A 26,111-nucleotide genomic window follows, 5' to 3' on the forward strand; every position below is an offset into this window, starting at 1 on the left:
GAAACTCACCCGCCGCCCAGCCCGGCCACAATCACGACATGCTGGCAGACACTGTCGATGTCGCGGATAACATCGTCGTTCCAGAAGCGCAGGACGGTCCAGCCCAGGGCTTCGAACTTGGCGGTTCTTGCAGCGTCCAATTCCAACGCTTCGGCTTGGCCATGCTGGGAACCATCAAGCTCGACGATCAGCTTTTTGTCCGGGCATGCAAAATCGACGATATGGCCGGCGATAGGCATCTGGCGCCGAAACCCCAGTCCCATCAACCTATGTGCCCTGATCTCATTCCAGAGCTTGAGTTCGGCGTCGGTCATCACCTTGCGCATCCTGCGCGCATTGCGGCGGTTGTTGGCGGATACGAGATTATGCGTCATCGCGGTTCGCCCCCCTCTGTCCTGCCGGACATCTCCCCCTCAAGGGGGGAGATCGGATGCCACTTCGGCTTTCGCCAATCGCCAATGCTGTAAACAAGGAAATCGAGTCCCCTTACCCCGCGCTCTGCGGATAGCAGATGATCGACAGATAGCGCATGGGCAGTTTCGTCAGTTGCTCCGGTCCGTGCGGGGCGTCGGCGTCGAAGAACAGGCTGTCGCCGGGCTTCATCGGATAGAGATTGCTGCCGTGTCGGTAAACGACCTCGCCCTCGAGCATATAGAGGAATTCCATGCCCTCGTGCTGGAAGGTCGGGAACACGTCCGAATCCTCGGTCAGCGTGATCAGATAGGGCTCGACGACGACGCCGCTGGTGTTCGAGCCGATGTGACCAAGCAGATTGTACTGGTGGCCGGCCCGCGTGCCGCGGCGCTCGACGTCCAACCCTTCGCCCGCCTTGACGAAAACGGCGCTGCGCTCCTCTTCGAAGCGGCGGAAGAAGGCGGTGACGGGAACACCCAGCGCCCGCGACAGCGCCTGCAAAGTGGTCAGCGACGGCGAGGTGATGCCGTTCTCGATCTTCGACAGCATGCCCAGCGAAATGTCGGTGGCGACCGCCAGATCGGCGACGGTGATGCCGAGCTTTTTGCGGAACGCGCGCACCTCGCGGCCGATCGCCACTTCCAGCACCTTTTCACGCGTGTCGCGGATGGCGTGCGGGTTCTGTGTCAGCGGCGCGCGGATGGTCTTCCCGTCCACTGAGACCTTTGGCAGCGGCTTTGCCTTTGCGCCGCCGGCTCCAGCACCGGCCTTTGGATTTGAAGCGTTTTTCGCCATGTCGCCCCCCGGACTTCGCGGATTTATTTCACTCAAGGTGAACATATTCGGTGGCGATACATGAGCGCAGCCGCGTCGGCAAGCCGTCTTATGCCGCATGCGCCAATCCCGCGATTTCGGGCAATGCGGGTTCTTCGCCAGGAATCCGCCGTGCGCAAACGCCGTTCCCGCAGATGGCTGTTGACAGTGCCGGAGGGCCAATTACTGTCACTGGCAGTGAAATTTGTTTCGCTGGGGAAATCAAAAAAATGGAGGCCCGGACATGAACACTCGCGTTGCCGTCATCGGGGCCGGACCGTCCGGCCTAGCACAGATCAGGGCCTTCAAGTCGGCGGCCGACAAAGGGGCAGGCATTCCCGAGATCGTCTGCTTCGAAAAACAGTCCGACTGGGGCGGCCTGTGGAATTATACATGGCGCACCGGCCTCGACGAACATGGCGATCCGGTGCACGGCTCGATGTATCGCTATCTCTGGTCGAACGGGCCGAAGGAATGCCTGGAATTCGCCGACTACACGTTCGAGGAACATTTCGGCCGGCCGATCGGCTCCTATCCCCCGCGCGCCGTGCTGTGGGACTACATCAAGGGCCGCGTCGAAAAGTCAGGCGTGCGCAAATGGGTGCGCTTCAACAGTCCTGTGCGCATGGTGACCTTCTCGGACGAGACGAAGAAATTCACCGTCACCGCGCATGACCGCACCAACGACGTCACCTATTCGGAAGAGTTCGACAATGTCGTCGTCGCGTCCGGGCATTTCTCGGTGCCAAACGTTCCCTATTTCGAGGGGTTCTCGACCTTCAACGGCCGCATCCTGCACAGCCACGATTTCCGCGACGCGATGGAATTCAAGGGCAAGGACATCCTGATCATCGGACGCTCCTATTCGGCCGAGGACATCGGCTCGCAATGCTACAAATACGGCGCGAAGTCGATCACCTCGAGCTACCGCTCCAAGCCGATGGGCTTCAAATGGCCTGAGAACTGGAAAGAGGTGCCGCTGCTGCAGAAGGTCGTCGGCAAGACCGCGCATTTCAAGGATGGTTCAACCAAGGATATCGACGCAATCATCCTGTGCACCGGCTATCTCCATTCCTTCCCCTTCCTCACCGACGACCTGAAGCTCAAGACCGCCAACCGCATGTGGCCGCTGGATCTTTATGAAGGCGTCGTTTGGGAGAAGAACCCGAAGCTTTTCTACATCGGCATGCAGGACCAGTTCTACACTTTCAACATGTTCGACGCGCAGGCTTGGTACGCGCGCGACGTCATCATGGGCCGCATCAAGCTGCCGTCCGCGCAGGCAATGGCCGAGCACGGTGCCAGATGGCGGGCGCGCGAGGAGACGCTGGAAGACGCCGAGCAGATGATCTGGTTCCAGGGCGACTACACCAAGGAATTGATGGACCAGACCGACTATCCCGGCTTCGACGTCGAGGCGGTCAACCAGACCTTCATGGAATGGGAGCATCACAAGGTGGAAGACATCATGAGCTTCCGCGACCATTCCTACCGCTCGTTGATGACCGGCACCATGGCGCCGCTGCACCATACGCCCTGGCTGCAGGCGCTGGACGATTCGATGGAGAGCTATCTGGAGGTGAAGGGCGTCGCGGCGGAGTAGCGGCTTTCAGGCCGGCAACACGACCCAGTCGTGGCGGCTTTCGCCGTAGACGGCTTGCGTCGGCGCAGGGAAAGACGGATCGGCGAAACAGCCGACCGCGACAGCGACCGCCTCCGGTTTGCGCGACGGATACCAGAACACCGTCGAGCCACAGTTTCCGCAGAAGTGGAAAGTGACGGGAAAGCCGCTGTCGGAATTGCGCCGGAATGTCTGGGATGAGCCGTCGATGTCGATCGCGTCGGCATCGAAGAAAGCCGCTATCCCGAACGGACTGCCGGTGCGCCGCTGGCAATCCAGGCAGTGGCAAAGCGATATTTTGGCCGGCTGTTGCGGACAGCGGATCTGCAATTGGCCACAGGTGCAGCGAGCAATCCTGCTGGTCATGTCTTCCTCCCTTGATAAGTTCGCCGCTTGAGCTTTAACCCAGCCTCGCCCGTGCTTTCGCCGTCCAGGCATTGAACAGCCGGTCGGCGACGATGCCGATGAAGGCGATGGCGAGGCCCGCCACGATGCCGCGGCCGGAATCGGCCTTGGACAGCGCGATGAACACCTCCTGGCCGAGATCACGGGTGCCGACCATGGCGCAGATGATGATCATCGCCAAAGCCATCAGGATCGTCTGGTTGACGCCCAGCATGATCTCGGGCAGCGCGAGTGGCAATTGCACGCGAAAGAAAGTCTGGCGCGGCGTGCAGCCCGAAACCTTGGCCGCCTCGATCAGTGCCGGCGGCACTTGCCTGATACCGTGATTGGTGTAGCGGATCGCCGGCACCACGGCGAAGGCGATCGTTGCGATCATCGCGGTGACGTCACCGACGCGGAACAGCATCACCACCGGAATGATGAAGCAGAAGGAGGGCAGTACCTGCAGCGTATCGATGACGGGCGTGATCACCTTCTCGACGCGGTCGCTGCGCGCGGCCATCAGGCCGATCGGAATCCCGATCAGGCAAGCGACGAAGGCCGAGATGCCGCAGAGATAGACGGTCGCCATGGTCTTTTCCCACAGCCCGGTGACGGCGCAGAAGGCGGTCAGCACTGCCACCAGAGCGGCCAGGCGCAGGCCGGAAAGCTGATAGCCGGCAAGGCCGAGCAGAAATACCGCGCCCAGCCACGGAAAGCTTTCGCAGAAGGCGCGCACCGGGTTCAGCACGTTAAGGATCAGCGCCACGCGGAACGCCTCGATGACATCGAAGAAGTTGATCGTCACCCAATTCACCGCCGCTTTCCACAATGGCGCGGTGGTGAAGGTGATCGCCTTCGGCACCGCCGCAAAGGCAGGCACGAAGAGGCCAAGCAGTGTGGTGACGATCAGGATGGCGACGGCCAGCGTCAGATTGGGATAGCGCCGCCAGAAGGCGGGCTGGACTTGCCGGTGGACGTGACCTTTTGCGTGGTTGGCGGCGATGGCCTGGCTCAACCGGTCGAGCGCGACGGCCAGCGCCACGATGGCCAGCCCCGCTTCCATGGCTTCGCCGACCTTCAGCGCACGCAGCGCCAGCAACACGTCATAGCCTAGCCCGCCGGCGCCGATCATCGAGGCGATGATCACCATGTTCAGCGCCAGCATGATCACCTGGTTGACGCCGACCATCAGCGTCGGCCGCGCCGACGGCAAAAGCACGCGCCACAGTTTCTGCCGCGCCGTGCAGCCGGCCATCTCGCTGAAATCGTCGATCTCGGACGGCACCCGCGACAGGCCGAGCATCGTTGCCCGCACCATTGGCGGGGTGGCGAAGATGGCGGTGGCGATCATCGCCGAAACCGGACTGTTGCCGAACAGAAGCAGCATCGGGATGAGGTACGCGAAGGTCGGGATGGTCTGCATCAGATCGAGGGCAGGGGAGACCACCAGCCGCTCCGCCCAGGGTTTCCGCCAGGCCCAGATGCCGACGAACAATCCCGTGGCGATGCAGAATGGCACGGCGATGGAAATCAGCGCCAGCGTCAGCATGGCGCTGGTCCATTGGCCGAACAGCGCGATGTAGAGAAAACAGCCGCCGACCAGCATGCCGAGCTTGCGCCCGCCAGCCGCATGCCCGGCGACAAAGGCCGCCGCGCAGATGCCGATCCAGGACAGGCGCGGCAGCACATAGGCGTCGGCGCCGTGACCGATCTTGAAATTCTTTGCCAGAAGGTCGAGCGCGAAATCGAGCGGCACGCCGAGCACGGCAGTGATCGACCGCGTCAGCCATGACAGGTTTATCTTTATCCAGCGCATCAGGGCGCTGACCCAATCGGCGACCGGCACGATCGCCTCGGCCGGATAGTTGGCAGCCCAGGGGAGACTGTCCTGGAGCAGGAACACGACCAGCACCACGGCAAGCGCTGCGGCCCAGACCAGCAGCCGGGTCTGCGCCGGCCGCGGCCTCGTCCCACTGGCGCTTGCCGTTACTGTCATGCACCGGCTCCTGACCGCTCGATGCCGGCGAGCAGGTCGATCACCGCTTGCGGCGTGACTTCGCCGATCGGCTTGCCGCTGCCGTTGACCACCGCGAACGGTCTGCCGGCCGCGACGATGCTGGCCGAGAAGCTGGCAATCTTGGCCTCTGGCGCCACCGTGCCGCCATGCTCGGCGCCGTCGCAGGCGCGCATCAGGCTCTTCGCCGAGATCACCTTGGCGCGGTCGACGTCGCGGGTGAATTCGGCGACATAGTCGGTCGCGGGATCAACCACCAACTCCTCCGGCGTGCCGATCTGGATGACTTCGCCATCCTTCATGATGGCGATGCGGTCGGCCAGCCTTATCGCCTCGTCGAAATCATGGGTGATGAAGACGATGGTTTTGTGCAGCATGGTCTGCAATCGCATCAGCTCGTCCTGCATCTCGCGGCGGATCAACGGGTCGAGCGCCGAGAACGGCTCGTCGAGGAACCAGATCTCCGGCTTGGTCGCCAGGCTGCGGGCGATGCCGACACGCTGCTGCTGGCCGCCTGAAAGTTCGCGCGGATAGAAATGCTCGCGGCCGCGCAGGCCGACAAGCTCGATCACGTCGCGGGCGCGTGCTTCGCGCGTCGCGCGGTCCTGCCCCTGGATGCTGAGCGGAAAGGCGATGTTGTCCAGCACGTTGAGATGCGGCAGCAGCGCGAAATTCTGGAACACCATGCCCATGCGATGGCGCCTGAGTTCGATGAGCGCCGCATCCGAGATCTCGAGCAGGTCCTTGCCCTCGAACTCGACCTTGCCGTGCGTCGGCTCGACCAGACGCGACATGCAGCGCACCAGGGTCGACTTGCCCGACCCCGAGAGCCCCATGATGGTGAAGACCTCGCCCTGGCGGATTTCAAGATCGACGCCGCGTACCGCCCCGACCAGTCCGGCAGCGGCGACATCGGCCATGCTGGCCTTGCCGTCGCGCTCGCGGATGAAGCTGGCCGCGTTCGAACCGAACAGTTTCCAGACATTGCGGCAGGCCAGCTTTATCGGGCGGGCATCCTTTGGCGCGCCCGCGGCGTTCGATCCCTGTTCGGTCTTGTCAGGCATTCAAGCGTCCTTCTGGAATATCGACGATTGAGGCCCGGCCGATCGACGGCCGGGTCTCATTCTCCAGTCGGAGCGATCACTGTGCCCAGGCTTTCCAGTCGGCTTCGTGGGCGGCGATCCAGGCGGCGGCGACGTCCTCCGGCGTCTTGCCGCCGAGGTCGATCTCGCCGCTCATCTTGTTGAGCTCGTCGGTGTCGACCGTGTAGGCCTTGGCCACCTTGTAGGCGACGGGCCATTTGTCCTTCATGCCGTTCCAGGCGTATTTCCAGATCTCGCCATGCGGCTTGCCGCAATCATATTTGGCGTCGGGATTCGTGCCCCATTTCGGGTCGCTGTAGCATTCGGGCGTGTATTCGGGGAATTCAACCCATTCGCCCTTGTATTTGGCCGGCGCCCAATGCGGCGAATAGATCCACAGCATGATCGGCGCCTTGCGCTGATAGGCCGAATCCAGCTCCGCGAACATCGCCGCGTCGGTGCCGGCGTGGATGACGGTGAATGGCAATTTGAGTGCCTCGACGCGCTCGTCGTCAAAACCCTCCCAGGTCACCGGACCGCCGAGATAACGACCCTTGGGTGCCGTCTCGGCTGTCGAAAAAGCCTCGGCGCATTTCGGGTCCTTCAGCGCTTCCCAATTGGGCAGACCGGGGCATTTCTCCTTCATATATTCGGGGAACCACCACTCTTCCTTGGCCTTGGGGCCGAGCTTGCCGAGGCGCTCGGTCTGGCCGGTGGCGTCGGAAGCCTTCATCGCCTCGCCGGCGGTCGTGTCCCAGAATTCCAGGCCGATATCGAGGTCGCCATTGGTGAGACCGGTGGTCAGGCTGGAGAGGTAGTCGGCGGTCGGATATTCGACGGTGTAGCCGAGCTTTTCGAGAATCCCGCCGAGAATCTTGGCGTTGAGGTTGACGCTGGTCCAGTCGAACAGCGCGATCTTGATGGGGTCGTTGGATTCAGGGGCTGCGGCGTGGACGGAAAGCGTTGGCAGGCTCAGTGCCGCGAGCGCGGCGGCGCCCAGGGACAGTTTAGAAACTCTGCTCCGAAATGACATGCTTGTTCTCCTTCAAGCTGTGACGGTTATCGTTCGTTCCCTTCTTGCGTCTTTCTGCCCTTGTTGGGTTTTTTCTTGATTGTGTTGGAAAGACCTGCCTTTGCGCAAGGCCGTTTCCGCCATGGCGCGGCCAAAACCGGCGCAGGCGGGATTGTGCTGAGTTTTTGATTTGCGGAAATGGTGCTGAGAGGGTCGGCGTCATAGCTGCCGACGGATCGCTGCGACAGCGATCACCTGCCGGTCGATTGCCAGCCTTATGGCGCCCTGCAAAATGCGAGCCATCAGGGTCCCCTGACCTCGGCTATCGGCCCGGCAAGCCCCATCGCCAGAACCGTTTCATGAGATGAAATTATATATACCAACACTTATCGCGCGCAATGACTAAGGCTTGCTGGATGCATAATTCGGACCGCAGGCGAGGTCGCACCCAACCCGCCTGCCGAGCCACCTTACCAGCAGACGTAGCCGCCATCGACGATCAGGTCGAGGCCGGTGACGAAGCTCGACGCGCGGCTGGCCAGGAACACGGTCGGCCCGACCATTTCCTCGGGCGTCGCCATGCGCCCCATCGGCGTGTCGCGCTTGAAGATCTTGATCTCCTCCGCCACCTCGGGCCTCTTGTTCATCGGCGTCAGCGTGTAGCCCGGGCTGACCACATTGACGCGCAGGCCGCGGTCGGCCCACTCCATGGCGAGGCTCTTCGACATGTGGATGACGGCGGCCTTCGAGGAATTGTAATGCGCCTGCGTCAGCCCGCGATTGACGATGGTGCCCGACATCGAGGCGATGTTGACGATCGAGCCCTTGCGCCGCGCCAGCATCTTGCGCGCTTCGGCCTGGCAGGACAGGAACACGCCGGCGACATTGACCTCGTGCACCTTCCGCCACGTCTCCAGGGCCATTGTCTCGGCCGGCTCCGATCCGGCGATGCCGGCATTGTTGACGGCAATCGTCAGGGCGCCGAGTTCGCTCTCGACGCGGTCGGTCGCCGCCGCGAGATCGCCCTCGGACGTCACCGTGCCCGTCAGCACCAGCGCCTTGCGCCCAAGCGCGGTGATACGCTGTGCGGTCTCCTCCAGCCCGCCCTTCGATGCATGGCCGAAACAGGCGACGTCGGCGCCGGCCTGCGCCAATCCGATCGCGATTGCCTGGCCGATGCCGCTGCCGGCACCGGTAACCAGCGCGACATCGCCGTCCAGCTTGAAAAGATCCATCGATAGTCCTCCCTGCTTCAGGGAGGGTATGCGCTGTCCCGCGTTCCGATCAAGCCTTCAGCGCGGGCATGGCGACACGGCTAGAAATAGCCGTTGGAGGCGGCCGTGGCTTCTTTCGGGATCTCGACGCCGTCGACCAGGATCTTGTCGACCAGTTCGTGATGGAAGCAGACCAGGCCCTTGATGCGCTCCGCCTCATGCACCGGCTCCGGATAGTACCAGACGAGGTTCTCGTGGCGCTTCTTGCCCGTCGTCACGTGATAGTAGTTGGAGATGCCCTTGTAGGGGCAGCGCGAGATGTAGCGGCTGGGCGCGAACATATCGAGCCGCGTGTCGGAGATTGGCAGATAATGGCGTACCGGATGGCCGGTCTCGAACAGGAACACGCCGCGCCGTGAATCGGCGACCTGCTCGCCGTCCAGGATGACCTGCACCCGCCGTGAGGACGGCAGGCAGTCGACCCGCCGGAACGGGTCGCGGGCGTGGACGAAGATCTCCTCGTCCTCCTCATACCAATGCGTCATCTTGGGCCAGTAGAAGGACATGTAGTCCGCGATCGGCGGACAGCCCTTGACCGGGTCGAGATAGCGCCAGGCGGCATCCTCGACCAGCGTGATGCCGGTGTTGAGCGAGTAGTGCGTGGCCAGGCCCTTGAACGGATCTTCCGTCGTCGTCCTGCTCGGCAGCAGGAACTCCTCGCGCACGTCACTCATCGGGAAGTAGTAGACCGGCAGGTGATCGGATTCGTAGAACACCAGCGCCCTGGTCGTGTCGGCGACGATCATCGATCCCACTTGCACGCGCAGCCGCTTCTGCATCGGCATGGTGAAGGCGACGTAGCCGGGCTCGAACTCATACTGCACGATCGTGTCGAGCAAGGGAAAATGCGGCCCGCGGCCGCGCAAATGAGGCTTGCGAATGGTAGTCTCCCGTTTCTTTTCTTTTGTCATCGAGTGTTCGCGCAAAGCGAGATGGACCTGGATTGAGTCATCGTATCGGAGTGGGTTTCCGGGCGGCGGGCTTCTCCTGAGTCGAGCGGCTCGAACAATGGCCCCCCATCGCCCTTCGCAGCCCGCTGGCGGATAGCCTCGCCGCCCGAAATCAGAAATTGTCCATCCAGCCTCTATCCCAGCGACACCCGGTCGAGCAGCAGGCCGGCGGCGATCGGCGGCAGCCCGCTGACATTCTTGCGCACCGGCACCAGGAGGTCGGGAAAATAGCTGAAGATGACAGGCGTCTCGTCGAGCAGCAGCTTCTGGATGTCTGACGCCGCCGCCCGCTGCGCACCGATGTCGAGCGCCTTGAGATAGGAATTGACCATGCCGTCATAGGCGGCGCTCTTGAAATGCGCCGCATTCCACGGGCCGTCGCTGACCAGCGGGCTTTTCAGGAAGACGTTCGGCACGCTGCGATGGGCGTAGTCGGTGATGCCGAGCGGGCTGTCCAGCCAGTCCGATTGACCGAACACCGCCTTGCCGTAATATTTGTCCTGGTCCTCGATGTTGAGCGAGACGCGCGCGCCGATCTCCTTGGCGAAGTTCTGGAACAGCTGCGCGTAGCCGGGAATGTCGGAGTAGCGCAGCGTCGTCAGCGTGATGTCGAAGCCGCTGCCGAGGCCCACGGCTTCCATAAGCTGCTTGGCCTTGGCGATGTCCTGGGCGCGCTGCGGCACCGTTCTGTCGGTCGCGGGAAAGGCCGGCGCAAACGGGCTGTCATTGCCGGTCGCCGCCATCCCGCGGCACAGCCCATCCACCAGCTTGGAACGGTCGATGCACAGCGCCAGCGCCTGGCGCACGCGCTTGTCGGTGAAAGGCGCCATGTCGCAGCGCATGTGGAGCTGGCGGTGCGCGGTCGAGGCGACGCGCAGCACGGTGATGTCGGGGCTGTTCAGCACCACTTGGCTGACATCGAGCGGAACGGCGTCGAGAATGTCCACTTCGCCGGCCTGCAGCGCCAGGATGCGCGGCTGGACATCGCCGTAGAATTTGAACTCGAGCCGGTCGGGCAACGCCTTCTCGCCCCAATAATCGGGGTTGCGGATGAAGGTAGCGCCGACTTTCGGCGTGTAGCTCTCCAGCCGGAACGGGCCGGTGCCTTCAAAGGTCTTTTCGTAGTCGCCCTTGTAGCTCGCCGGCAGGATGACGGCATTGTAGTTGTCGATCGACACCGAATAGGGAAAGCTGCCGTTCGGCACGTCGAGATGGAAGGCGACGGTGTGGTCGTCGACCTTGCGGGTGCCGCCCTTCGACAGCAGGCCCTTGAACACCGAAAGCGCGTTCGAGGCCCCGTCCGGGTCGGCCAGCCGGTCGAAGGTCGCGACGACGTCGTCGGCCTTGAAGTCCTCGCCATTGTGGAATTTCACGCCCTTGCGCAGCTTGAACGTCCAGACGCTGCCGTCCTCGTTCGGCGACCAGCTTTCCGCCAGCACCGGCTTCAGCGTGAGGTCCGGCTGTGTGACGCAGAGGAATTCGGCGGTCTGGAAAACCAGCTGGTAGCTGCCGCTGTCGTAGTAGGTGACGGGATCGATGGCCCCGCCTGGCGGCGCCACGCCGGCGCGCACCGTGCCGCCCGGTTTGCCTTCGGCGCGGGCTTCTTGCGTGCCGAGACCGGCGGCGGCGACAAGGCTGCCCAAGAACGGCAGCGAAAGGCCGAGAACGCTGCCATGGCGCAGGAAATCGCGCCGGTCGAGCCGGCCGGCCAGCAATTCGTCGACAGCGGAATTTTCGATTGCAGTGAGATTCCGGCGGGCGATATCGATCCTCTCGAAATGCTTCGGCATGGCTGCAATCCTCGCTTGTCTTGGGGCAGGCCATCTAGTTCATCGTTGACCGCGAGCGGAAAGCGATATTTTTTGATAGGGGGCATCGGAATTTTCGATGCGGAGAGCCAAGGCATGGACACCGAAAACCTGCGCAGTTTCCTGGAGATTGCCGAGCATGGCAGCTTCACCGTCGCGGCCAATCGGCTGAACCTTGCCCAGTCCACCGTCAGTGCGCGGATAAGAGTGCTGGAGGAGCAGTTGGGGCGACGGCTTTTCATCCGCGACCGCGATGGCATCACGCTGACGCCGGCCGGCCGCCAGTTCCTGCCGCATGCGTCCGCCATCACCCGCACCTGGGAGCAATCGAGGCAGGACATCGCCGTTCCCGATGGCTACGAAACACTGCTGCGGCTGACCGCGCCCGCCTATCTGTGGGAGCGCATCACTTCGCCATGGGTCGAATGGATGCGCGCCGAGCGGCCGAACGTTGCGTTACGGCTCGAGGGCAGTTTTCCCGATCTGGCGATCGACCAACTGGCCGAAGGCCTGCTCGACATCTGCATCCTCTATCTGCCGCGGCCGCATCCCGGCATCGTTTACGAAACGCTGGCCGTCGATCAGGTCGTGCTTGTCCAGCATGCCGCGCAGACGAAGCCATGGACCGAGAACTACATACTGATGGACTGGGGGCTCGAATTCCGCATCGAGCATGATCGGGCGTTTGCCGGCATGGTCAAGCCGGCCATTTCGGCCGGCCTGGTCTTCATCGGTTTGCAGCACGTGCTGTCGCAGCAAGCCGCCGCCTATCTGCCGCTCAGCGCCGTCAGCGGCCATATCGAGCGCGGCGAAATGAAACGCGTCGCGAACACGCCCGTGTTCCAGCGGCCGATCTATCTTGCCTATCCCAGCAATCCGGCGTCGTCGGATGTGCTCGACGTGGCCTTGGCGGGATTGCGGGCACTGACGAGGGATTGGGCCGGCGAGCAGGGCTTTGCCGAGGGCGACCGGTCCTTCAGCATGGCCGGCCATCCGTGAAGGGCAGGGGCCGTATGTTCGGCTACGCCGGCTCGGTGTCGACCGCTGCCGGCCTCTGCAGCCTGGCGAGTTCCACATAGGGAATATGGCAACGGATCGAGTGTCCGGGGCGCGCCTCGGCCAGCGGCGGTTCCTGTTGTTCGCAGATCGGGCCGATCTTGCGTGGGCAGCGCGTGTGGAAGACACAGCCCGGCGGCGGATTGGTGGCGCTGGGGATTTCGCCGTCGAGACGGATGCGCGCCGTCTCGGTCTGGTCGAGCCTGGGCACGGCCGACAGCAGCGCTTCGGTGTAGGGATGATGCGGGCCGGAGAAAACGTCCTCCGACGGCCCAAGCTCCATGATGCGACCGAGATAGAGCACGGCGATTTTGTCGGAGAGGTAGCGCACCACGCCAAGATCATGCGAGATGAAGATGTAGCTGACGTCTTCCTTCGCTTGCAGATCGGCGAGCAGGTTCAGGATCGCGGCCTGCACCGACACGTCGAGCGCCGAGGTCGGCTCGTCGCACACGACGATGCGTGGATCGCCGGCGAAGGCGCGCGCTATGGCAACGCGCTGTTTCAGTCCGCCCGACAGCTGGCGCGGCTTCACGGCCAGATGCCGGTCGGTCAGCCGCACCGAGCGGACGAGGTCGTCGAGGCGGGCCTTGAGCGCCTTGCCGCTCAAGCCCGCCAGCCGCTTCAGCGCGCGGCCGATCAGATGCCTTATCGAATGCGACCGGTTGAGTGCGGAGTCCGGATTCTGGAAGACGATCTGCATCGCCTTGACCTGGTCGTCGCTGCGGTCCCCCAGCCGCGGCGCCAGCGCCTTGCCCTCGAGCTCGATGCTGCCGCCGTCGTCGGGCGGCACGAGGCCGAGCAGCAGCCTGGCGAAAGTGGTCTTGCCGCTGCCGGACTCGCCGACCAGCCCGAGCGTTTCGCCCGGCCTGAGATCGAGCGACACGTCCTTCACCGCGCGCAGCGAATGGCCATGGCTGGCAAAGGTCTTGTTCAGCCCGGCGACCCGCAATACCGGCGTGGCTGCGGCTTTCGGCGCGGCGGGCGCGTCGCTGGGCGTCGTGCGCGGGAGGGATTGCGCCTTCTCGTGATAGTGACAGCGCGACAGCCGGCCGCCCAGCTCGTAGAGCGGCGGCAACTCGTTGCGGCAGCGGTCTGTAGCGAGAGCGCAGCGGTCGGCGAAGGGGCAGCCCTTGATGTCGGCCCCGATGCCGGGCAAAAAGCCCGGGATGGTGTCGAGGCGGCCCTGGTCCTTGCGCTGGCCGCCGCGTGGCAGGCAGCGCAGCAGCGCTACCGTATAGGGGTGGCGCGGATCGTTGAAGACGGCCTCCGTCGGTCCTTCCTCGACCAGCATGCCGGCGTAGAGCACGCCGACGCGATCGCACATGTTGGAGACGACGGCGAGATTGTGGCTGATGAACAGGATCGAGGCCGACAATTCTTGCCGCAGCTGCGCGATCAGGTCGAGCACCTCGGCTTCGACGGTCGCGTCGAGGCCGGTCGTCGGCTCATCCAGGATCAGCATCGAAGGATCGTTGGCCAGCGCCATGGCGATCGCCACGCGCTGCTGCATGCCGCCGGAAAGCTGGTGCGGATAGCGTTGCATGACGCTGGCCGGATCGGAGATCCGCACCCGGTTCAGCATGGCGATTGCGCGATCCTCGGCTGCCTGCCCCGTTTTGCCCCCAAGCTCGAAGATCTCGGTCAGCTGGCGACCGATGCGGATCGACGGGTTGAGCGCCTTGCCGGGGTCCTGATAGACCATGGAGACGCTTTCGGCGCGCATTTGCCTGAGCGCCTCGGCATCGAGCTTCATGACGTCCTGGCCGTCGAGCGAGATCGCGCCGCCTGATATCGAACCGTTTCGCGGCAGGTAGCGCACGACTGAAAGGGCGACTGTGGATTTGCCGCAGCCGGATTCGCCGACCAGCCCATAGGCCTCGCCTTGGCCGATGGTGAGACTGAGATTGCGCAGCACCGCCCGGTTTCGGCCCGAAACACGATAAGCGACCGACAGGTCGTCGAGGTCGAGTGCGTTCTGGGCCTTGGCCTTCCGGGTCTTGGAGGGTTCAGTCATTGAAGGCTCCATGCACGCCGTCGGCCGCCAGGTTGACGCCGATCACCAGCGAGGCGATGGCGAGCGCGTCGAACAGCACGGTCCACCAGAAGCCGCCGCCGATCATGCCGTAATTGCTGGAAATCGAGAGCCCCCAGTCCGGCGACGGCGGCTGGATGCCGAAGCCCATGAAGGAAAGCGTGGCAACCGCGAAAATGGCATAACCAAGCCGCACGGTCGTTTCAACCAGGATCGGCGGAATGACGTTGGGCAGGATCTCGACGAACATCGTATGCAGCGCACTCTCATGCCTGAGCTGGGCCGCGGCGACATAGTCGAGCTCGCGCTCAGCCAGCACCGCCGAGCGCACGGTGCGCGCGATGATCGGCGCGAAGCTCAGGCCGATGACCACGATGACGGTGGTCTTGGACGTGCCGAGCGCCACGATGGCGAGCAGCGCCACGATCACCACCGGGATTGCCATGAAGGCTTCCAGGATGCGGCTGACGACATCGTCGACGATACCGCGGAAGTAACCGGTGAGCAGCCCGAGCGCCGTGCCGGCCACCGTCGCCAGCAATGTCGCCAGCGGCGCCACGGTCAGGATGTCGCGCGAGCCGACGATGACGCGCGAGAAGACGTCGCGGCCGATCTGGTCGGTGCCGAACCAGTGTTCGGCCGAAGGCGGCGCCAGCGCGTTGATGATGTCGTCGGCGAGCGGATCGTAGGGCGCGAAATGTTCGCCGAACAGCGCACAGGCGACCCAGAACAGCACGATGGTGATGCCGACGAGGAAGGTGCCGGAGCGAAGCAGCGAGGACAAAACCTCCGCCAGGGGGCTGCGCTGGCGGGTGTCGTCCTGTCTGGCGGGACTGGTCTGGACGGCGCTCATTGTTCTGACCCCAGCCGGATGCGTGGATTGAGCACGGAATAGAGGAAGTCGGCCACAAGGGTGGCCACGGCATACACGATGCCGATGGTCAGGATGCCTGATTCCAGCATCGGGAAATCCTTGCCGCGCGCAGCGGTGAAGATCAGCGAGCCGATACCCTGGTAGCGGAACAGCGTCTCGATCACCACGAGGCCGCCGATGAGATAGCCGGTCTGGGTGGCAATGACGGTGATGGTGGGCAGCAGCGCATTGCGCAGCACATGGCGCCAGATCACCGTGCGCCAGGGCAGGCCCTTGAGCACCGCGGTTCGCGTATAGTCGGAATCGAGCGCCTCGATCATGCCCGAGCGCGCCATGCGCGCGATATAGCCGAACAGCACCAGGAACAGCGGCAGCGCCGGCAGGATCAGGTAGTAAAGCTGCGTGAAGAAACCGGCATCACGCGGCCATGCCGCCGAGATCGGCAGCCAGCGCAGCCAGACACCGAAGATCAGGATCAGGATGATGCCGGAGACGAACTCCGGCAGCACCGTCACCGACAGGCCGCCAAGGCTGATGATGCGGTCGAGCGGCCGGTTGAGGTTGAGGGCCGCGACGACGCCGCCAAGGATGCCGATTGGCACCACCAGCACGAAGGCGACCGCCGCCAGCTTCATCGAATTGCCCAGCGCATCGATGACGAAGGGGGCGACCGGCGAGCGGAAGATGTAGGACGTGCCCATGTCGCCCTGGACGAAGTTTGAAATCCAGCTCCAGTACTGGGCAAGCAGTGGCCGGTCGACGCCGAGCGAATGGTTGAGCGCATCGACGGCGCGCTGGTCGGCGAACGGCCCCAATATGGCGCGCCCGACATTGCCTGGAAGCACCTGTCCGCCCAGAAAGACCATGATGCTGAGCAGGAACAGCGTGACGAGCGAAAGCGAGACGCGCCGGACAAGGAAGGAGAGAATGGCTAACACTCCCTGAGTAGCCAGCTCCCGTCAGGAAGCTGGCTGTTATAGGATTGGCTTTCCCTTCCGCTCAGGCCTTCGACGCCTTTTCCAGGAACAGCTGCGACATCGCGGTCGGCTGCACGCCGGCCACGCCCTTCGCCGTCGCCGTCAGATAGTCGTAGAAATAGCCGAAGATGACCGGCGTCTCCTCGAGCAGAAGTTTCTGGATCTTGCCTGCCGTCGCCTTCTGCGCTTCGAGATCGAGGGCCGCGATATAGCTGGTCGCCAGCGCGTCGTAGTCCTTGTTCTTGAAGTGCGCCGCGTTCCACGTGCCTTCGCTCTTCAGCGGGGCGGCAAGATAGACGTTCGGCACGCCGCGGTGGCCGTAGTCGGTGATGCCCATTTCCGAGTCCAGCCAGTTCGATTTGCCGAACACGGCGTCGCCGTAATAGGCGCTCTGGTCGAGGATGTTGAGCTCGAGCTCGATGCCGATTTCCTTGACCCAGTTCTGGATGAGCTGGGCGTATTCGGGGATTTCGAGATAGCGCTCGGTGGTCAGCGTCATCTTGAAGCCCTTGCCCGCGCCCGCCGCCTCCATGAGCTGCTTGGCCTGCGCGATGTCCTGCTTGCGCTGCGGCACGCTCGCATCGGTCGAGGGATAAACCGGGGCGAACGGGCTGTCGTTGCCAGCCACGGCGCGCCCCTTCATCAGGCCCGCGACCAGCTTGTCGCGGTCCAGGCTGAGCGCGATGGCGCGGCGCACGCGCGCATCCTTCATCGGCCCGTCGTCGCAGCGCAGGTGCAGTTGCTGGTGCGCCGACGATTTCAGGCTGATGATGTCGATGTTGGGATCGTTGAGCAGCGCCACGCCAGACAGGACAGGCATCTGGTTGATGATGTCGACCTGCCCGCCCTGCAGCGCCAGGATCATTGGCTGCATGTCGGCGAAGAAGGTGAATTCGGTGCGTTCCGGCAGCGCCTTCTCGCCCCAATAACCTTCGTTGCGGACGAAGGAAGCGCCGACCTTCGGCGTGTATTTGTCGATCTTGAACGGCCCGGTGCCGTCGAAGCTCTTTTCGTAGTCGCCCTTGTAGCTCGCCGGCACGATGACGGCGTTGTAATTATCGGAGGACACCATGTAGGGAAAGTTGCCGTTCGGGGCGTCGAGGTGGAATTCCACCGTGTAGTCGTCGACCTTCTTGCTGGCGCCCTTCGACAGGATGCCGGTGAACACCGACAGTGCGTTGGACGAGTTGGCCGGGTCGGCGATCCGGTCGATGCTGGCCACCACGTCGTCGGCCTTCATCTCGCCGCCTGAGTGGAACTTCACGCCCTTGCGCAGCTTGAAAGTCCACACCGAGCCGTTGTCGTTCGGCTTCCAGCTTTCAGCCAGTGCCGGCTTGAGCACGAGATCGGGGCCGTCGACGCAGAGGAACTCCGCGACCTGCTGCATGATCAGCAGGCCGCCGGCATCGGCGATGGTGACAGGGTCGATCGTCGCCGCCGGCACGCTGCTTGCGACGCGGATCGTGGCGCCTGGCGCGCCTTGCGCCCGGGCGAGCGACGGCATGGCGCCGAGGCCCGCGGCCGTGGTGATGCCGCCCAGCAGCGGCAGCGACAGGCCGAGCAGGCTGCCATGGCGGATGAAGTCGCGGCGGCTGACACGGCCGTCGACGAGACCGTCGATGAGGTGATTTTCGAGCGGCGAGCGGTTGCGCCGGATGAGGTCGAGAATGCGATAATTCTTGCTCATGGGTTTGACCCTTTCCCCTGTTTCTTATGGTTGACGAAAATTCGCGACTACACCGTTTCCGGTCGCCAGAGGCCTGTAGACCGGGACTGTAGCACGCGGTTTTGTCCGGTCCATCCAGTCCTTGGCGTGGACGTGCCGGTTTCTGGGCTGCACTGCTTCCTCTGGTCCGTGGCCACCCTTTCCGATCGGGATCGCGGTGGCTGGCTTCTTCTGTTTTGGCCGGCCGCCCTCATCTAGTTCAGCGGCAAACGACGGTAAGTTCCGGGCTTTGCCCGATCATGATATTTGTTGCAGGGCCCGTTCTCGACGAAATCGCGATGGCAGGCAGCGAGCCGTTCTCGCGACAATGTGATGCCGAGACCGGGCTCCTCCGGCACAGGCACGACATTGTTCCTCGGGCAAAACGGTCCTTCCTCGGTGATGTCGGTCGGTTGCATGCGAAACAGCGACTGGTTCGGTTCCCGTATCCAGCCGAGTGCCGCGCACAGATGCAGGTAAGCGGCGCTGCCGATGCCGCTGTCGCCGCTGTAGCACCAGAAATCGGTGCCGGCGTGCTCGCAGGCGCCGACGAAGCGCAGCATGCGGCCGATGCCGCCATGCGCCGTCGGATTGCCGACGAAGGCGTCGGGCACCTTGAGGTCCATGGCGCGGGCGATGTCGATGTTGTGGGTCGAGAACGGGATCGAGCAATGGCGCCTGAGTTCGCGCATCTCCTCGATCGTCGCCACTGGATCCTCCCAATTGCGCACGCTAAGCTCTTCCAGCGGCCGTGCCAGTCGCCGGGCGGTGCTGAGCGAATAGGCCTGGTTGGAATCGATGCGGATCATCGCATCGTCGCCGAGCTTCCTGCGGATCAATTCGATCATCTTCAGCGAGATTTTTGGATCCTGCGTCGAGAACTTCCCTTCGAAGAAGGTCGTTCCGTGGGTCTCATGAAGCTCGACGCAGTAGTCGGCGACTTCCTCCGGCGTCGTCTCGCCTTTCACCCTTGGCCCGTCGCCGCGCAGCGAAAAGTAATCGGTGAACGGGATCTCCTTGCGCACGGCGCCGCCGAGCAGTTGGTAGAGCGGCTGGTTCCACACCTTGCCGCGCAGGTCCCAGAGCGCCATCTCGATCGCGCCGAAGGCCATGATGCGGGTGCGGTCGTTGATCGACTGCACGCCGGTCCAGTAGGGGAGGCAGACATGCTCGGCGCCCGCGATGTCGAAGGCGTCGCGGCCCACGAGCCGCGGTGCCAGGATGTCGTTGATGATCGCGGCTGCTGCCGGCGTCGGTGCTTCGCCGAGGCCGATCAGGCCATCTTCGGTCTCCACTTCGACAATGGTCGGCGAGAAGCCGTCGAGTTCACCGAACACCCAGGCATAAGGCGCCTCGAGCCTGAGGTTGATCGGCGTCGCCTTGATGCCGCGGATTTTCACCGGCCGACCTCGAAGAAGGGCTTGCCGAGAAGATCCGGGACGACGTCGATGCCGAGGCCCGGACCATCCGGAACGCCCATGCGGCTGCCGGTGACCGGCGGCTTGTTCGACGCCGTGCGCACCGTCACCCATTCGTGGAACGCGATGGCGTGCAGGCGGCGCTCCTGCGGCGTCGACAGCGACAGATGCGCCATGGCTGCCGTGTCGATCTCGGCGCCGCCGGTATCCTCGACGGTGATCATGAAGCCGAGGTCGACGGCGACATCGCGGATCAGCCGGGTCCTGCCGACGCCGCCGAGCCGCGAGATCTTCAGCGTCAGCCCGTCGGCCGCGCCTCGGCGATGGATTTCCAGCATGTCCTCGAGCGAGGTGACGGATTCGTCGAGCACCATCGGCTTGTCGAGCATGCGGCGCACCGACATGTTTTCCTCGATCGTCGTGCAGGGTTGCTCGAATGTGTAATCGATCGAGCGCGTCGCATCGGCGAACTGGCGCGCCTGGTAGGGCGTCCAGCCGGCATTGGCGTCGCAGAAGATGACAGTGTCTTTCGGCACTGAGGCGGCGACCGCCGTGACGCGTTCGATGTCGTCGCGGACGTTGCCGCCGACCTTGACCTGCAGCCGGTGGAAGCCGTCCTGGACGATGCGCTGCGCAAGGGCGGCCATGGCATCGACGCTGCCATGGGTGACGACCTTGTAAAGCTCGGCCGTATCGCTCTCCTTGCCGCCCAGCATCGTCACCAGCGGCACGTCGGCGGCGCGCGCGGCGAGATCCCAGCAGGCCATGTCGAGCGCCGACTTGATGTAGGGATGCCCTTTGAACACGATGTCCATCAGCCGGCCGATGCCGGCGAGGCCGCGCGGGTCGTGGCCGATGAGGTGCGTGGCGATCTCCATAACGCCGGCACGGGCGCCCGCCGGGAAGGCGGCCGAATAGAAATTGCCGAGCGGCGCCATCTCGCCCCAACCGGTGATGCCATCGTTCGAGGTGATGGCGACGATCACCGCGTCGAAGGCGTCGGCGACGCGCCCCTTGGACATGCGGTAGGGGCCGTCCACGAAGGGCTGCACGACATGGTAGGCTTTGATGGTTGCGATCTGCACGTTAATGTCCGTTGTCCGCTGGGGAAGTATCAAGCGCCTTTCGACGGGCGCCGTTCGAGAGCGCGCGCGTAGGCAAGAAGCTCTTCGAAGTCGTGGTCTATATGCTCGCGGGCGTGGCGCTGGGCAGCGCGCATGTCGTCGCCCTTGAGCAGCCGCACGTAAGTCTCGTGAACGTTCTCGGCAGGCACCGCTTCGTTGCGTGCCTGCTGGTGCAGGGCAAAATACATCTGCAACCGGCTGGTCAGCCGTTGCCATGTTTCCAAAAGAACGGAATTGTCGGCCCATTCGTGAATCAGGCCATGCAGTTGCAGCGCGGTTTCGATCTGCCTTGTGGTGTCGCGGTCGCGCGTCGCCTGCTTCACCGCCTCATGGCGCCGGTCGAGCTCATCGAAAAAGCGCCGATCGCGCAGCTCCCATGTCCGCTCGATGGCGAATTCGTCGAGCACCTTGTTGAGCGAGTAGACATCGTCGATGTCCTTGGCGGTGACATTGATGACGAAGGTGCCGGCATAGGGGATGCTGGTCAGGATGCCTTCCTGCACCAGCTCGCGCATCGCTTCGCGCAAAGGCGCGCGGCTGACGCGCATCTGCTCGGAAATCCGCAGCTCGTTGAGCTTCTGGCCCGGCTCCAACTGGCCGGTCAGGATTGCCCGTCGCAGCAGCGCCACGATCTCCGCGCGTCGGGTCGTATCCGCGATTGGACTGAAATCCGCCTTTGCCATCCCGGCCACTCCCGACGAAACAAGGGCAAGCCAAGCAGATTGTCGACAATCTAACAAGGACTTTTGCGGCTTTTTTCACATGGCCGGTACTGGTCGGGCGGAGCTGCTCCCAAAAGCGGCGCCCGCGACCTGTGGGAAGGCCGGGGCGCCGCGCTGAAACCGGGCCTGCGGGGGAGTCAGGTGGCCGGTTTCTGTGGCAGTGGCGAAATCGGCATTCCAGGGCCGATCTTCTGCAGATTGCCTGTTATCACCTGGTCGCCTTCCGTGACTCCGCTCAGGATGGCCACCAGGTCGCCGCTGGTCGGCCCGGTCGAGACCAGCCGCTGGTCGACCGTGTTGCCCTTGCCGACGACGTAGAGATATTTGCCGAGCTGGCTCGAACCCAGTGCCACCTGCGGCACCATCAGCGCATCGGGCTGCTGTTTGACGTGCAGCCGGACGCGGACATATTGGCCAGGCAGCAGCGCGAACTTGGCGTTGCCGATGGTGGCGCGCGCGGTGATGGTGCCGGTCGAATGGTCGATCGTATTGTCGATGAAGGTGAGTTCACCCTTCTGATGGGCTTCGGTCTCGCCCGGGAGCAGCACCTCGACCTCGATCGGGCCGGCGGCACGAGCTTCCTCGATCTGCGCCAGATCGCTCTCGCTCGGATTGAAGGTTACATAGATCGGGTCGAGCTGCACCAGCGTGTTGAGCACCGTGCCGGCGACGCTGACCAGCGTGCCGATCGAGGCCTGGTTACGGCCGATGCGGCCTGCGAAGGGAGCGCGAATCTCCGAATAGCTCAAATTGAGCTCGGCCGAGCGGACCGCCGCCTGGTTGAGCGCCAGCGACGCCTGCGCCTCGCGCAAGGTGCTGGTGCGCTGGTCGAAGCTGTCCTTGGCCAGATAGCCGCTCTTGGCGAGCTCGGTGCCGCGGCCGAGATTGGAGCGGGCATAGTCGAGCGTCGCTGTATCACGCTGCACCTGCGCCTTCGCCTGGTCGAGCGCCGCCTGGAAGTCCTGCGGCGCGATCCTGTAGAGGAGGTCGCCTTTCCTGACGTCGGCGCCGTCTTCGGCGGCTTGCTCTTCCAGGTAGCCCGGCACTCTGGCCTGCAGCGTGACGCTGCGGATCGGTTCGGTGCGGGCGGCATAGTCGAGATAGATCGGGATCGTCTTCTTCACCACGCTGGTCACCGGCACCGGCATGACGAATGCCGCGGGAGCGGGCGTTGCCGCTCCGGCCGTGCCGGCATTGAGGCTGAGGCTGCCCATATCGAGCAGGTGAACGCTCGCCACCGAGATTGCGCCCAGCGCGACAGCGGCGCCCAAAGCGATTTTCCATTTACGCATGTTCAGTCTCCAATCTTATTCGGCCGCTTGCGCCATGGGCGGCAAGGCGGGTTCGGCAGTTGGTTCGGAATGCAGGGAAGCGGGCTCTTCACCGCCGCGCCGTTCGCGCAGCTGTTCGATGACCGCATAGAAGACCGGCACGAACACCAGCGACAGGATGGTCGCCGCCACCATGCCGCCGAAGACGGTGGTGCCGATCGATTGACGGCTGGCAGCACCGGCGCCGGTCGCGAACATCAGCGGCAGCACGCCCAGGATGAAGGCGAAGGCCGTCATCAGGATCGGCCGCAGCCTCAGCCGTGCCGCTTCCATCGCCGCTTCGACGATGCTGAGGCCTTCTTCGCGCCGTCGCCGGGCGAACTCGACGATCAGGATGGCGTTCTTGGCCGCCAGGCCGATCAGCATGACGAAGCCGATCTGCGAGTAGACGTCGATCTGCATGCCGCGCACCCACAGCACCACGAACGCGCCGAACAAGGCGAGCGGCACTGCCAGCAGCACCATGAACGGCATCGCCCAGCTCTCATATTGAGCCGCCAGGATCAGGAAGACGAAGACGATGGCGAGGCCGAAGACGACCGACGCGATCGATCCCGCCTTGAGCTCCTGGAAGGTGATGCCGGTCCATTCGAAGCCGAAATCCCTTGGCAGAGCCGTGGCGGCGGCCCGTTCCATGGCGGCGACCGCCTGGCCGGACGAATAGCCGGGCGCGGCGCCGCCATTGATCGAGGCCGAGGCGTTGTTGTTGTAGTGCGGCACCGTTTCCGGGCCGACGAACGGTACCAGCTTGCCCAGCGTGCTGAGTGGCACCATGCCGCCGGAGGCATTGCGCACATAGAGCCGCGAAATGTCGGCCGCACCCGCGCGTGCATCCTTGTCGGCCTGGATGGTCACCCGGAAGGTGCGGCCGAACAGGTTGAAGTCGTTGACATAGAGCGAGCCGAGATAGATCTGCAGCGTGTTGAAGACGTCAGGCAGGTTGAGCCCGAGCAGCTTCGCCTTGGCGCGGTCGAGGTCGTAGTTGAACTGCGGCGTCGAGGTCGAGAATGGCGAGAAAAGCTGCTGGGGGTTGATTTCCGGCTGCTTGCGCGCCTCGGCGATCACGGCTTGCGTCGCGTCGTTGAGCGCGGTGCTGCCGCGGCCGGTAAGGTCCTCGACGACGAATTCGAAGCCGCCCGTGGTGCCGATACCCGGGATCGAGGGCGGATCGAAGGAGAGCGCGAACGCCTCCGGGATCTGCATCAGCTTGCCGCGCACGTCGGCGACGAGCTTGGAGGCGCTCTGGTCGGGACCGCGCTCCTCCCACGGCTTGAGGATGGCGAATTCGACCGCGGAATTCGACTGCGCCGCGCTGGTCAGGAAGTTCAGGCCGCTGATCGAGCCGACGATGTCGACGCCGGGCGTCGCCTGCAGGATGTCGCGCGCCTTCTGCGCCACAGCGTCGGTCCGTTCCAGCGAAGCGCCGTCGGGCAATTGGATGACGACGAAGAAATAGCCCTGGTCCTCGACCGGAAGGAAGGTCGAGGGAAGCTTTGCCCAGACGAAATAGGTGGCGACCAGCCCGGCTGCGAACAGGCCGAGCATGATCCAGCGCAAACGGATGAGGATGCGCACGCCATTGGCATAGGCATGCGACAGCCTGTCAAAGCCCGTATTGAACCAGCGGAACAGCACGAACTGCGTGCCTTGGCGATGGCGCAGGAAGGCGGCGCTCAGCGCCGGGCTCAGCGTCAGCGAATTGAAGGCGGAAATGCCGACCGAGATCGCCACCGTCAGCGCGAACTGGTTGTAGAGCCGTCCCGAAACGCCGGGGATGAAGGCGACCGGCACGAAGACGGCCATCAGCACGGCTGTGGTGGCGATGATCGGACCGGTGACCTCGGCCATGGCGGCCTTGGTAGCCGCCAACGGTTTCAGCCCGGCCTCGAGCTGTCGTTCGACATTCTCGACCACCACGATGGCGTCGTCGACGACAAGGCCGATCGCCAGCACCATGCCGAGCAGGGAGAGCATGTTGAGCGAGAAGCCCATCATCTCCATGACGACGAGCGTCGCTACCAGCGACACCGGGATGGCGATCGTCGGAATGATTGTGGTGCGCCAGCTTTGCAGGAAGATGAAAACCACGGCGACGACGAGGACCAGAGCCTCGCCGAGCGTGATCAGCACGTCATGCATGGAGGCCGAGACGAAGCGCGTCGTGTCGTAGTGCATGGCATAGCTGACGCCCTTGGGGAAGCGGGCGGACAGCTCCTGCATCTTGTCCTTGACGCGCTGCTGCAAATCGAGCGCGTTGGAGCCGGGCATCTGGTAGACGGCGAGCACCACGGTCGGGTCCTTGCCGAAAAAGGCCGACGACGAATATTGCAGGGCGCCGAGTTCGATGCGGGCGACGTCGCGCAGCCGCACCAGCGAACCGGTGGTGGTGTTGGCGCGCACGACGATGTCGCCGAACTCCTTGGGATCGCTCAACCGGCCGACGGCATTGACCTGCATCTCGAAAGCGGTGCCGGCAGGCGCCGGAGACTGGCCGATCTTGCCGGCGGCCACCTGGACGTTCTGCTCGGCAATGGCGTTCTGGACGTCGACAGCGGTGATGCCGAGATTGGCGAGCTTGTCCGGATCGAGCCAGACGCGCATCGAATAGCGCCGCTCGCCGAATATCTGCACGTCACCGACACCGGGCAGCCGCTTCAGCGGGTCGACCACTTGCAGATAGGCAAGGTTCGACAGCGCCACCGGATCGACGGAGCCGTCGGGCGAGGTGAGATTGACGATGAGGACAAAGTTCGGATTCTGCTTCTTGATCGTCACGCCGCCCTGATTGACGATCGCCGGCAGCGACGAGGCAGCCTGCGAGACGCGGTTCTGGACGTCGACGGCGGCGGTGCTCAGGGAATAGCCGACATCGAAGGTGATGGTGATCGTCGAGGAACCGTCATTGGAGCTGGTCGACGACATGTAGGTCATGCCTTGCACGCCGTTGATCTGCTGCTCCAGCGGCGTCGTCACAGTGTCGGCGACCACCTGCGCGCTGGCTCCCGGATAGTGGGCGCTGACCACGACCTGCGGCGGTGTGATGTCGGGAAACTGCGAGACGGGCAGCAGGAAATAACAAATCGTCCCGGCGAGCACCATGATGATGGCGATCGCCGAGGCGAAGATCGGGCGGTGAATGAAGAAGTTTACCACGACACGCACGCCTCTCCGGCTGCTCTTGCCCTGCCGAACGCAGTGGCAACCCTGGACAGCCTCTGGCCGCGTCCGAACTCTTCCGACGAACGGAGCAACGGCACCTCGCCGCGCTGCGAACCGGCAAGCGTGCGCAGCATTGTTTCGAAAGCGCGCGGATCGACCCCGTCGGCTTTCATGACCAGCCGGATCATCGGATCCCGGACGGCTTCATCTATGGTAAGATCGCGGCGCTGTGGCATTGGCCGGCTCCTTGTCTGTCGATTCGCAGCCCATGCTCGCGAACCGTTTTTCATCTCTTCACCGGCCGGAGCCGCATGAAATGCAATTTTTCGCCCGCC

General features: G+C 63.8%; 21 protein-coding genes. 2 read left to right on the forward strand and 19 right to left on the reverse strand.

Going from position 1 to position 26,111, the window contains the following annotated elements; all coding sequences use genetic code 11:
- Positions 1-5 precede the first annotated feature (5 nt).
- Together LB545_RS10575 and LB545_RS10580 are read right to left on the reverse strand one after the other, a co-directional pair.
- Complete coding sequence (locus LB545_RS10575) at positions 6-374, reverse strand: endonuclease domain-containing protein (RefSeq protein WP_224705000.1); 369 nt, start codon at positions 372-374, stop codon at positions 6-8.
- Between the two features lie 112 nt (positions 375-486).
- Complete coding sequence (locus LB545_RS10580) at positions 487-1,209, reverse strand: helix-turn-helix domain-containing protein (RefSeq protein ID WP_140497887.1); 723 nt, start codon at positions 1,207-1,209, stop codon at positions 487-489.
- 262 nt (positions 1,210-1,471) lie between these two features.
- On the opposite strand from LB545_RS10580, the gene LB545_RS10585 reads away from it, so the two are divergent.
- Positions 1,472-2,830 (forward strand): NAD(P)-binding domain-containing protein, encoded by a 1,359-nt coding sequence (locus LB545_RS10585; RefSeq protein ID WP_224705001.1) that lies wholly within the window; start codon positions 1,472-1,474, stop codon positions 2,828-2,830.
- Between the two features lie 6 nt (positions 2,831-2,836).
- Here LB545_RS10585 and LB545_RS10590 read toward each other — a convergent pair whose 3' ends face one another.
- The 7 genes from LB545_RS10590 to LB545_RS10620 all read right to left on the reverse strand — a co-directional run bounded on the left by LB545_RS10590 (position 2,837) and on the right by LB545_RS10620 (position 11,357).
- On the reverse strand, positions 2,837-3,214 hold the full coding sequence (locus tag LB545_RS10590; protein WP_140514715.1) for a GFA family protein: 378 nt from the start codon (positions 3,212-3,214) through the stop codon (positions 2,837-2,839).
- A gap of 34 nt (positions 3,215-3,248) precedes the next feature.
- Positions 3,249-5,231, reverse strand: coding sequence for an ABC transporter permease (locus LB545_RS10595; RefSeq protein WP_140629163.1), 1,983 nt, complete (start codon positions 5,229-5,231; stop codon positions 3,249-3,251).
- A complete protein-coding gene (locus LB545_RS10600; protein ID WP_224705003.1) occupies positions 5,228-6,313 on the reverse strand; it encodes a glycine betaine/L-proline ABC transporter ATP-binding protein in 1,086 nt (361 codons plus the stop codon). The genes LB545_RS10595 and LB545_RS10600 overlap by 4 nt, the downstream gene beginning before the upstream one ends.
- Before the next feature lie 76 nt (positions 6,314-6,389).
- Entirely contained in the window at positions 6,390-7,364 is a 975-nt protein-coding gene (locus LB545_RS10605) for an ABC transporter substrate-binding protein (protein ID WP_140514717.1), read from the reverse strand.
- 449 nt (positions 7,365-7,813) lie between these two features.
- Entirely contained in the window at positions 7,814-8,578 is a 765-nt protein-coding gene (locus tag LB545_RS10610; protein WP_140649043.1) for an SDR family oxidoreductase, read from the reverse strand.
- A gap of 80 nt (positions 8,579-8,658) precedes the next feature.
- Entirely contained in the window at positions 8,659-9,528 is an 870-nt protein-coding gene (locus LB545_RS10615; protein WP_140649045.1) for a DUF427 domain-containing protein, read from the reverse strand.
- Positions 9,529-9,701: 173 nt separating this feature from the next.
- On the reverse strand, positions 9,702-11,357 hold the full coding sequence (locus LB545_RS10620) for an ABC transporter substrate-binding protein (RefSeq protein WP_140649046.1): 1,656 nt from the start codon (positions 11,355-11,357) through the stop codon (positions 9,702-9,704).
- A gap of 114 nt (positions 11,358-11,471) precedes the next feature.
- On the opposite strand from LB545_RS10620, the gene LB545_RS10625 reads away from it, so the two are divergent.
- Positions 11,472-12,374, forward strand: a complete 903-nt coding sequence (locus LB545_RS10625) for a LysR family transcriptional regulator (protein WP_140497905.1) — start codon at positions 11,472-11,474, stop codon at positions 12,372-12,374.
- A 22-nt stretch (positions 12,375-12,396) separates the two neighbouring features.
- Here LB545_RS10625 and LB545_RS10630 read toward each other — a convergent pair whose 3' ends face one another.
- The 10 genes from LB545_RS10630 to LB545_RS10675 all read right to left on the reverse strand — a co-directional run bounded on the left by LB545_RS10630 (position 12,397) and on the right by LB545_RS10675 (position 26,012).
- Positions 12,397-14,448 (reverse strand): ABC transporter ATP-binding protein, encoded by a 2,052-nt coding sequence (locus LB545_RS10630; protein WP_140497907.1) that lies wholly within the window; start codon positions 14,446-14,448, stop codon positions 12,397-12,399.
- The gene (locus LB545_RS10635) at positions 14,441-15,319 is read right to left on the reverse strand and encodes an ABC transporter permease (RefSeq protein WP_140497909.1); all 879 of its coding nucleotides are present in this window, start codon (positions 15,317-15,319) and stop codon (positions 14,441-14,443) included. The genes LB545_RS10630 and LB545_RS10635 overlap by 8 nt, the downstream gene beginning before the upstream one ends.
- Positions 15,316-16,269 carry an ABC transporter permease gene (locus LB545_RS10640; RefSeq protein ID WP_140649174.1) on the reverse strand — a complete coding sequence of 318 codons (954 nt, stop codon included), beginning with the start codon at positions 16,267-16,269 and terminating at the stop codon, positions 15,316-15,318. Before LB545_RS10640 ends, LB545_RS10635 begins: the two co-directional genes overlap by 4 nt.
- 70 nt (positions 16,270-16,339) lie before the next feature.
- Positions 16,340-18,004 (reverse strand): ABC transporter substrate-binding protein, encoded by a 1,665-nt coding sequence (locus tag LB545_RS10645; RefSeq protein WP_140497911.1) that lies wholly within the window; start codon positions 18,002-18,004, stop codon positions 16,340-16,342.
- Positions 18,005-18,237: 233 nt separating this feature from the next.
- The gene (locus LB545_RS10650; RefSeq protein WP_140649051.1) at positions 18,238-19,422 is read right to left on the reverse strand and encodes a mandelate racemase/muconate lactonizing enzyme family protein; all 1,185 of its coding nucleotides are present in this window, start codon (positions 19,420-19,422) and stop codon (positions 18,238-18,240) included.
- Positions 19,419-20,525, reverse strand: coding sequence for a mandelate racemase/muconate lactonizing enzyme family protein (locus tag LB545_RS10655; RefSeq protein WP_140559342.1), 1,107 nt, complete (start codon positions 20,523-20,525; stop codon positions 19,419-19,421). The genes LB545_RS10650 and LB545_RS10655 overlap by 4 nt, the downstream gene beginning before the upstream one ends.
- A 29-nt stretch (positions 20,526-20,554) precedes the next feature.
- Positions 20,555-21,247 (reverse strand): GntR family transcriptional regulator, encoded by a 693-nt coding sequence (locus LB545_RS10660; RefSeq protein WP_140497917.1) that lies wholly within the window; start codon positions 21,245-21,247, stop codon positions 20,555-20,557.
- Positions 21,248-21,423: 176 nt separating this feature from the next.
- Complete coding sequence (locus LB545_RS10665) at positions 21,424-22,578, reverse strand: efflux RND transporter periplasmic adaptor subunit (RefSeq protein WP_140514731.1); 1,155 nt, start codon at positions 22,576-22,578, stop codon at positions 21,424-21,426.
- A 15-nt stretch (positions 22,579-22,593) separates the two neighbouring features.
- Positions 22,594-25,770 (reverse strand): efflux RND transporter permease subunit, encoded by a 3,177-nt coding sequence (locus LB545_RS10670; protein WP_224705080.1) that lies wholly within the window; start codon positions 25,768-25,770, stop codon positions 22,594-22,596.
- A complete protein-coding gene (locus LB545_RS10675) occupies positions 25,764-26,012 on the reverse strand; it encodes a hypothetical protein (RefSeq protein ID WP_140497921.1) in 249 nt (82 codons plus the stop codon). The genes LB545_RS10670 and LB545_RS10675 overlap by 7 nt, the downstream gene beginning before the upstream one ends.
- Positions 26,013-26,111 lie beyond the last annotated feature (99 nt).

This window comes from Mesorhizobium sp. BR1-1-6 (genome assembly GCF_020165355.1).
In the GTDB taxonomy this organism is placed as follows: domain Bacteria; phylum Pseudomonadota; class Alphaproteobacteria; order Rhizobiales; family Rhizobiaceae; genus Mesorhizobium.